Source organism: Corynebacterium sp., assembly GCF_030535495.1.
Lineage (GTDB): Bacteria > Actinomycetota > Actinomycetes > Mycobacteriales > Mycobacteriaceae > Corynebacterium.
Genome location: NZ_JAUNRW010000008.1, coordinates 36,554 through 45,177, shown reverse-complemented (window position 1 = coordinate 45,177; position 8,624 = coordinate 36,554). Strand labels below are relative to the sequence as shown.

General features: G+C 67.4%; 8 protein-coding genes. 7 read left to right on the top strand and 1 reads right to left on the bottom strand.

The annotated features are described in order from the left end of the window. Positions 1–54: 54 nt before the first annotated feature. The gene (locus Q4F73_RS02260; RefSeq protein ID WP_303357722.1) at positions 55–1,287 is read right to left on the bottom strand and encodes a dicarboxylate/amino acid:cation symporter; all 1,233 of its coding nucleotides are present in this window, start codon (positions 1,285–1,287) and stop codon (positions 55–57) included. A gap of 45 nt (positions 1,288–1,332) precedes the next feature. Here Q4F73_RS02260 and Q4F73_RS02255 point away from each other — a divergent pair, with 45 nt between their 5' ends. The 7 genes from Q4F73_RS02255 to trpA all read left to right on the top strand — a co-directional run bounded on the left by Q4F73_RS02255 (position 1,333) and on the right by trpA (position 8,575). Further along, complete coding sequence (locus tag Q4F73_RS02255; RefSeq protein ID WP_303357721.1) at positions 1,333–1,782, top strand: SdpI family protein; 450 nt, start codon at positions 1,333–1,335, stop codon at positions 1,780–1,782. Positions 1,783–1,960: 178 nt separating this feature from the next. After that, complete coding sequence (locus Q4F73_RS02250) at positions 1,961–3,484, top strand: anthranilate synthase component 1 (RefSeq protein ID WP_303357720.1); 1,524 nt, start codon at positions 1,961–1,963, stop codon at positions 3,482–3,484. Then, positions 3,481–4,101, top strand: a complete 621-nt coding sequence (locus Q4F73_RS02245; RefSeq protein WP_303357719.1) for an anthranilate synthase component II — start codon at positions 3,481–3,483, stop codon at positions 4,099–4,101. Before Q4F73_RS02250 ends, Q4F73_RS02245 begins: the two co-directional genes overlap by 4 nt. Further along, positions 4,098–5,126 carry an anthranilate phosphoribosyltransferase gene (gene trpD, locus Q4F73_RS02240; RefSeq protein ID WP_303357718.1) on the top strand — a complete coding sequence of 343 codons (1,029 nt, stop codon included), beginning with the start codon at positions 4,098–4,100 and terminating at the stop codon, positions 5,124–5,126. The genes Q4F73_RS02245 and trpD overlap by 4 nt, the downstream gene beginning before the upstream one ends. Next, complete coding sequence (gene trpCF, locus Q4F73_RS02235; protein ID WP_303357725.1) at positions 5,113–6,537, top strand: bifunctional indole-3-glycerol-phosphate synthase TrpC/phosphoribosylanthranilate isomerase TrpF; 1,425 nt, start codon at positions 5,113–5,115, stop codon at positions 6,535–6,537. The genes trpD and trpCF overlap by 14 nt, the downstream gene beginning before the upstream one ends. Continuing rightward, positions 6,534–7,754 (top strand): tryptophan synthase subunit beta, encoded by a 1,221-nt coding sequence (trpB, locus tag Q4F73_RS02230; protein WP_303357717.1) that lies wholly within the window; start codon positions 6,534–6,536, stop codon positions 7,752–7,754. Before trpCF ends, trpB begins: the two co-directional genes overlap by 4 nt. Then, entirely contained in the window at positions 7,754–8,575 is an 822-nt protein-coding gene (gene trpA / locus Q4F73_RS02225; protein ID WP_303357716.1) for a tryptophan synthase subunit alpha, read from the top strand. The genes trpB and trpA overlap by 1 nt, the downstream gene beginning before the upstream one ends. Positions 8,576–8,624 lie beyond the last annotated feature (49 nt).

The following is an 8,624-nucleotide window of genomic DNA, read 5'->3' as shown; positions in this document are numbered from 1 at the left end:
CTTTATACCTCTTTATAATTCGCCGAATTATAAAGAACTATAAAGTCGCAGCTCCTACTTCTCTCCCGAGACCGCGGCGGCCAGGTCCTCCTGCTCGCCCTCGGATCCGCGGGGCGGGATCTGGCCCTTGGCGTACTTGTTGACGATCATCGCGATGGCGCCGTCGCCAGTGACATTCGCGGCCGTGCCGAAGGAGTCGACGGCGATGTAGGCGGCGATCATGAGCGCCACCTGGGAGTCGTCGAAACCGAGCATGGAGCCCAGCAGGCCGACGGCCGCCATGATCGCACCTCCCGGCACTCCCGGCGCGGCGATCATGGTGACGCCGAGCAGGAGGAGGAAGCCGATGGCCAGGGCGGGGGAGACGTCAAGGCCGGCCATGTAGACGATGGCAAAGGAGTAGAGCCCGATCTTCATCATCGAGCCGGAGAGGTGGATGGTGGCGCACAGGGGGATGACGAAACCGGCGACGTTGACCTCGACGCGGTTCTTCAGGGTCGAGGCGTAGGTGACCGGGATGGTCGCGGCAGAGGAAGAGGTGCCCAGCGCAGTGGCATAGGCGGGGAACATGTTCTTGAAGGCCACGAACGGATTACGTCCGGTGACGGCACCGGCCACGCCGTACTGGAAGGCGAGGAAGACGAAGGTCATGCCGACGGACAGGGCGAGCACCTTGCCGAACGCCACCATGGTGTCCAGGAGGTTGCCGTTCATGCCCAGCGAGAGGAACATGCCGAAAATGAACACCGGCAGCAGCGGGATGATGAATGCGGTGATCACCTTCATCACCACGCGCTCAAGATCACGGGAGCCCTGGTAGAGGGTGTCGGACTTGACGGTGGTCATCGCCAAGCCGACCGCGAAGGCCAGCAGCAGCGCGGTGAGCACCTCGAAGGGCGGGGTGATCTCGATGGCGAAGTAGGGGGCGAGCCCGCCTTCGTCGATGTCGGAGACGTCGACCACCCCCTGCTCGGCGAGCAACCAGGGATAGACCGCCAGGGAGACGGCATAGGCGAGGAGGCCGGAGAGGATCGTCGACAGGTAGGCGATACCGGTGGTGATGCCGAGCCACTTGCCGGCACCCCGCCCCAGACCGGCGATGGCCGGGGTGATGAGGGCGAAGATGAGCACCGGAACGAAGAAGCCCAGGAAGCCTCCGAAGAGGCTGTTGAAGGTCACGAAGACACGGGCGAGCCAGTCAGGGAAGAAGAGGCTGCAGATGATGCCCAGGATGATCGCGACGATCACCCTGAACAGCAGCGAGGAGGAGAGGCGCTTGAGGTCCATGACCGAAATGTACCGCCCGCGACCCCGGGGGATAGACTCACCCTCATGATCTTCGTCGCCATGCTCCTCATCATCCTCGCCGTCGCGCTCATTCTCTTCGGCGTGCTGGCGTGGACGCGGAAGCTGCCGGGCAACTCCGTCGTGGGACTGCGGGTGCCCGAGGTGCGGAAGTCGCAGGAGGCGTGGCAGGCCGCGCACGCCGCCGCCGGCCCGATCTGGACCTTCGGTGGCGTGGCGCTGCTCTTCGGTGGCCTGCTCGGATTCGTCTCCGGCGGCTGGATGTGGGTCTTCACCGCCGTCACCGTTCTCATCGCCCTGGTCGCCGTCTCCCTCGGCGCCAATGTCGGCGCCCGGACCGCCTCGCTTGTCGACGCCGCCGGCGAGGACGAGGCAGGCGGCTGCGGCCAGGACTGCAACTGCGGTGCCCCGGCACCGGCACCGGCCGTGGACATCGACGCGCTGCGGAAGGCCGCCACCGAGGCCGACAGAAATTGACACGACCAGCCCGCGGGGTTAACGTTTCCTTCTGTGAAGAACATGACGAACACCCAGTGGTGGTGGCGCGCGTAACGGCGTGCCACGTCTGTCTCTCCCGGCCCGCCTGCTTCCCTCATCGAAGCGCCGCGGGCCTTTTCTCATTCTCGGGCCGGCGGTGCACAACCGAAAGGCCCGTATGAGCTCTCCGATCATCCACACCCGGGATGTCCGCTATCACGCGGACGCCTCCGGGCTGTTCGCCCACCTGGGTGGTTCCCTCCTGCTGGAGTCCGCGGACATCACCACCAAGTCCGGTATCTCCTCCCTCGCCGTGCTGGCCACCTCGGTGCGGCTGACCTGCACGGGGCACAGCGTGACAGCGGAGGCGGTGAGTGAGTCGGGGGAGGTGATCGTCGAGAAGCTCAATGAGCAGCTCGCCGACTACGGGCGCGGCACGTTCACCTTCCCGGAGACGACGGCGGTCGACGAGCGGGAACGCCTCACCGCCGTCTCCTCGATCGAGCCGCTGCGGGCGTTGACCCGCGACGCCGGGTACCGCACGGACACGCTGCCGATGCTGGCCGGCGGCATCGCCTTCGACTTCCTCGAGACCTTCGAGGATCTTCCGGACGTGGGGGAGGGGCCCAACACCTACCCGGACTACCAGTTCGAGCTGGCCGAGATCGTGCTCAGCATCAACCATGAGGAGCAGTCGGCGCAGCTCACGGGTGTGTCCTTCGATGACGACGCGGTCGCGGCCCGCATCGAGGAACTCGCCGCGCTTATCGACGCCGCCGTCCCCGCCTTCGAGCCCGAGCACCACCCGGAGGACGTGCTCACCGTCACCGCAGACATCCCGGACGCCGAGTTCTGCGCCCACGTGGAGGACCTCAAGGGCAACATCCACAACGGCGACATCTACCAGGTCGTTCCGGCACGCACCTTCGCCGCGCCCTGCCCGGACGCCTTCGCCGCCTACCGCCAGCTTCGCGAGACCAACCCCAGCCCGTACATGTTCTACCAGCGGGGGATCGGCACCAACGGGCGTCCCTTCGAGCTCTTCGGCGCCTCCCCGGAATCGAATCTCAAGTTCGATCCGGAGTCCCGCGAGGTGCAGCTCTACCCCATCGCGGGCACCCGGCCGCGCGGTCTCAACGCGGACGGCTCCGTCAACGACGAGCTGGACATCCGCATGGAACTGGAACTGCGTACCGACGCCAAGGAGATCGCCGAGCACACCATGCTCGTGGATCTGGCCCGCAACGACCTGGCGCGCGTCGCCGTGCCCGCCACCCGGCGCGTGGCGGATCTGCTGCAGGTGGACCGCTACTCCCGGGTCATGCACCTGGTCTCCCGGGTCACGGCCACCCTCGACCCCTCCCTCGACGCCCTCGACGCCTACCGCGCGTGCATGAACATGGGCACCCTGTCCGGGGCGCCGAAGATCCGGGCGATGGAGTTGCTGCGGGGCGTCGAGAAGCAGCGCCGCGGTTCCTACGGCGGGGCCGTCGGCTACCTCAAGGGCGACGGGACGATGGACAACTGCATCGTCATCCGCTCCGCCTTCGTGCAGGATGGCGTGGCGCTGGTGCAGGCCGGCGCGGGCGTGGTGCGGGACTCCAGCCCGCAGTCCGAGGCCGACGAGACCCTGCACAAGGCCTATGCCGTGCTCAACGCCATCGCGCTCGCCGCGGATTCCACCCTGGAGGTCATCCGATGACTCACATCGTGCTCGTGGACAACCACGACAGCTTCGTCTACAACCTCGTCGACGCGCTCGCCGGGCACCGCTACACCGTCTTCCGCAACACCGTGCCCGTCGAGGAGATCCTCGCCGCCGAGCCGGATCTCATCGTGCTCTCTCCCGGCCCCGGCTACCCCGCCGATGCGGGCACCATGATGGAGCTTATCGACGCCACCCTCGGCAACATCCCCCTCCTGGGCATCTGCCTGGGCTTCCAGGCGCTCATCGAGCACCACGGCGGCACCGTCGAGCCGTGTGGGCCGGTGCACGGCGTCTCCGTGCCGATGACCCTCACCGACACCGGCCTGGACACTCCCGTCTTCTCCGGGCTGGCCGTCGACGCCGAGATTCCCGGCGAGGTCGGCCGCCTGGTGCCGGTGGCCCGCTACCACTCCCTGGGCTGCACTGAGGCACCCGCCGGGGTGGAGGTGCTGGCCACCACGGAGACCGAGATCGGCGAGGTCATCATGGCCGCCGCCATGGACCGCGCCATCGGCCTGCAGTTCCACCCCGAGAGCGTGCTCAGCCCCTCCGGGCCCATCATCCTCAACCGCTGCGTGGAGCAGCTGCTCACCGAAAGGACTCCGCGATGACCCACCCCGACACCCTGCAGACGCTGCTGCGCTACCTGGACAACCCCACCCCCACCGTGGAGGAGGCCGTGGAGGTCTTCACGCCGATGACCATCGGTGACTACGACGATGTCCACATCGCGGCGCTCCTGGCGACCATCCGCACCCGTGGGGAGACCTTCGCCGACATCGCCGGCGCGGCCAAGGCCTTCCTCAACGCCGGCCGCCCCTTCCCGGTCACCGGTGAGGGCGTGCTGGACACCGCGGGCACGGGTGGCGACGGCGCCAACACCATCAACATCACCACCGGTGCCTCCCTCGTGGCCGCCGCCGGTGGGCTCAAGGTGGTCAAGCACGGCAATCGCTCGGTGTCCTCGAAGTCCGGCTCGGCCGATGTCCTCGAGGCCCTCAACATCCCCCTCGACCTCGACCCGGACCGCGCGGTGCGCCAGTTCGAGGCCTCCAACTTCACCTTCCTCTTCGCGCCGGCCTACAACCCGGCGATCGCCCACGCACAGCCGGTGCGCAAGGCGCTGAAGATCCCCACGCTGTTCAACGTGCTCGGACCTTTGCTTTCTCCGGTTCGCCCGGAGTTTCAGATTATGGGTGTGGCCAATCCTGGGCACGGCCAGATGTTGACCGAAGTGTTCCGTGAGCTGGGTCGATCGCGCGCCCTCGTGGTCCACGGGGCCGGCACCGACGAGATCGCCGTCCACGGTCCCACCACCGTGTGGGAGCTCACCGCCGACGGCAATATCGACCACTACGAGGTGACGCCGGAGGAACTCGGCGTCGATACGAGTCCCCTGGAGGATCTCGTCGGCGGTGACGGCGCCGAAAACGCCGTGCACATGCGCGCCATCTTCGACGGCACCGGGCCTGCTGCACATCGCCATGCCGTCGCCGTCAACGCCGGTGCGATGTTCTACCTCAACTCGCGCGCCGCGAGCCTGCGCGAGGGCACCGAGCTGGCGCTGCGCCTGCTCGAGGACGGCACCGTGCAGGAGTGGATCACCACCCACGAGGGGACTGATTACAGTGTCTGATCTGCCCACCATCCTGGAGAGCATCGTCGAGGGGCGGCGCGGCCACCTGCCGGAGATCCGCGAGCGTATCGCCCACGTGGACCTGTCAGCGCTGACCCCCTCCACGCGCTCGCTGTACGACGGCCTGCGCGACCGTGGAGGCAACCGCTTCATCATGGAGTGCAAGTCCGCCTCACCTTCGCTCGGCATGATCCGGGAGCACTACGAACCTGCCGCCATCGCCCGCGTCTACTCGAAGTACGCCTCCGGCATCTCCGTCCTGTGCGAGCCGGACCACTTCGGCGGCGACTACGACCACCTGGCCACCGTCGCCTCGACGACGCATCTTCCGGTGCTGTGCAAGGACTTCATCATCGACGAGGTCCAGATCCACGCCGCCCGCTACTTCGGCGCGGACGCCATCCTGCTCATGCTCTCCGTCCTCTCCGACGAGGACTATGCGGCGCTGGCCGCCGTCGCCGAAGAGTATGCGCTGGACATCCTCACCGAGGTCATCGACGAGGAGGAGACCGAGCGCGCGCTGCGCCTGGGCGCCAAGATCATCGGTGTCAACCACCGCAACCTGCACGATCTGACCATTGACCTGGGCCGATCCGCGCACCTGGCGGCCCTGGTGCCGGAGGACGCCGTCGTGGTCTCCGAGTCCGGTATCCGCGACGCGGCCACGGTCCGCCGTCTCGGTGGGCACTCCAACGGTTTCCTCGTCGGTTCGCAGCTCACCTCGCAGCCGGACATCGACCTGGCCGCCCGTGAGCTCGTCTTCGGCCCGAACAAGGTCTGCGGCCTCACCTCCGCCAGCGCCGCGCAGACCGCCGCTGCCGCCGGCGCGATCTACGGAGGCCTCATCTTCGAGGAGGCCTCTCCGCGCAATGTTTCACGTGAAACAGCCGAGGCGATCATCGCCGCCGAGCCCGGCCTGAGGTACGTCGCCGTCACCCGCCGCACCTCCGGTTTTCGCGAGCTGCTTCTCGACGGCATCCACGCCCTCCAGATCCACGCCCCCTACCAGGGCTCCATCGAGGCCGAGCGCGCCCTCATCGCCTCCGCTCGCGCCGAGCTCCCCGATACCGTGGAGATCTGGCGTGCCGTGTCCATGACCGGGCTGCAGGACGGGGGAGAGCTGGCGACGAATCTCCTGGAGGACGTCGATAAGCTCGTACTCGACGCCGGCGACGGCGGCACCGGAACCAGCTTCGACTGGACGGAGATACCGGACGCGGTCAAGCAGAAGTCTCTGCTGGCCGGGGGGCTCAACCCCGACAATGTCGGCGACGCCCTCGCCGTCGACTGCCTGGGCCTCGACCTCAACTCCGGCGTGGAGTACCCCGGCCAGCCGGGCCGCAAGGACTCCGGCGCTCTGCGACGCGCCTTTGCCACCATCCGCACCTACCACCATCAGGACCGCTCATGACCAACACACTCCTGCCGGCCTACTTCGGCGAGTTCGGCGGACAGTTCGTCCCCGAGTCCCTCATTCCCGCGCTCGACCAACTGGAAAAGGCCTTCGTCGACGCCCAGAACGATCCCTCTTTCCGCGAGGAACTGGCTTCCTACCTGCGTGATTACCTCGGTCGACCGACGCCGCTGACCGAATGCTCCAACCTGCCGCTCGAAGGTCCGGCCCGGATCTTCCTCAAGCGCGAGGACCTCGTCCACGGTGGCGCACACAAGACCAACCAGGTCATCGGCCAGGCCCTGCTGGCGAAGCGGATGGGCAAGACCCGCATCATCGCGGAGACCGGGGCGGGCCAGCACGGCACCGCCACGGCCCTGGCGTGTTCCCTGCTGGGACTCGAGTGCGTCGTGTACATGGGCGCCAAGGACGTCGAGCGCCAGCAGCCCAATGTCTTCCGGATGAAGCTCATGGGCGCACAGGTGATCCCCGTCGACGCCGGCTCCGGCACCCTCAAGGACGCCGTCAATGAGGCGCTGCGCGACTGGACCGCCACCTTCCACGAGTCCCACTATCTGCTGGGTACCGCCGCCGGCCCGCACCCCTTCCCGACGATCGTCCGAGAGTTTCACCGTGTCATCTCCACCGAGGCGAAGGCGCAGATGATCGAGCGCACCGGCGGTCTGCCGGACCTCGTCGTCGCGTGCGTGGGCGGAGGATCCAATGCGATCGGCATGTTCGCCGACTTCATCGAGGACGAGTCGGTGGAGCTCGTCGGCGCGGAGCCAGGTGGAATGGGTATCGATTCCGGCAAGCACGGCGCCACGATCAACAACGGCTCGATCGGCATTCTCCACGGCGCGCGCAGCTACCTCATGCGCAACGCCGACGGCCAGGTGGAGGAGTCCTACTCCATCTCCGCCGGCCTCGACTACCCGGGCGTGGGTCCACAGCACGCGCATCTGCACCAGTCGGGCCGCGCCACCTACGTGGGCATCACCGACGCTGAGGCCCTCGAGGCCTTCCAGCTGCTTTCCCTGCACGAGGGCATCATCCCGGCCCTGGAGTCCTCCCATGCCATGGCGTACGCCCTCAAGCGCGCGAAGACCGCCGAGAAGCCCATGACCATCCTCGTCTCCCTGTCGGGGCGCGGCGACAAGGACGTCGCGCACGTCCGGCGCACCCTGGAGGAGAACCCCGAACTCGTCCTCACCAAGAACCAGGAGCTGAACTGATGACCCGCTACGAAGCCCTGTTCGACGCCCTGGAGTCCCGCGGCGAGGGCGCTTTTGTCCCCTTCCTCATGCTCGGTGACCCCTCCCCGGACGATGCGCTTGAGATCGTGCGCACCGTCGTGGAGGCGGGTGCCGACGCCCTCGAGATCGGCGTCCCCTTCTCCGACCCGGTCGCTGACGGCCCCACGATTCAGAAGTCCCACATCCGCGCACTCGAGGGGGGAGTGACCGTCAACGACGCCCTCCAGCAGGTGCGCACCATTCGTACCGAGTTCCCCGACCTGCCCATCGGCATGCTCATCTACGGCAATGTGCCCTTCACCCGCGGCCTGGACCACTTCTATCAGGAGTTCGGGGCCGCCGGCGCGGACTCGATCCTGCTTCCCGACGTTCCCGTCCGCGAGGGCGCTCCCTTCATCGCCGCCGCCGAGCGCGCAGGTGTCGATCCCATCTTTATCGCGCCTGCTCAGGCCGCTGAATCCACGCTGGAAGGGGTGGCTGCGCACTCCCGCGGATACATCTACGCGATCTCCCGCGACGGCGTCACAGGTACCGAGCGAGAGTCCTCCGTCACCGGACTGTCCGAGGTCGTGGACAACGTCAAGCGTTTCGGCGGAGCCCCGATCCTCCTGGGCTTCGGCATCTCGTCCCCGCAACACGTCGCCGACGCCATTGCAGCTGGCGCTTCCGGCGCGATCTCCGGCTCCGCGATCACCAAGATCATGGACAAGTACATCGAGGGCAACTCCGTCACCGACATGCCCGGCCTCAAGGCCGAGCTCGGAGAGTTCGTCGCCGCCATGAAGGCAGCCACACGCTAGACCCCGCTTATCGACGCCCCCTGCGGAACTTTCCGCAGGGGGTTGCCTC

What these genes read in the sequence shown, in the direction of transcription:
- Q4F73_RS02260 (WP_303357722.1), bottom strand. Translation starts at nt 1,287, where the DNA reads ATGGACCTCAAGCGCCTCTCCTCCTCGCTGCTGTTCAGGGTGATCGTC.
- Q4F73_RS02255 (WP_303357721.1), top strand. Translation starts at nt 1,333, where the DNA reads ATGATCTTCGTCGCCATGCTCCTCATCATCCTCGCCGTCGCGCTCATT.
- Q4F73_RS02250 (WP_303357720.1), top strand. Translation starts at nt 1,961, where the DNA reads ATGAGCTCTCCGATCATCCACACCCGGGATGTCCGCTATCACGCGGAC.
- Q4F73_RS02245 (WP_303357719.1), top strand. Translation starts at nt 3,481, where the DNA reads ATGACTCACATCGTGCTCGTGGACAACCACGACAGCTTCGTCTACAAC.
- trpD (WP_303357718.1), top strand. Translation starts at nt 4,098, where the DNA reads ATGACCCACCCCGACACCCTGCAGACGCTGCTGCGCTACCTGGACAAC.
- trpB (WP_303357717.1), top strand. Translation starts at nt 6,534, where the DNA reads ATGACCAACACACTCCTGCCGGCCTACTTCGGCGAGTTCGGCGGACAG.
- trpA (WP_303357716.1), top strand. Translation starts at nt 7,754, where the DNA reads ATGACCCGCTACGAAGCCCTGTTCGACGCCCTGGAGTCCCGCGGCGAG.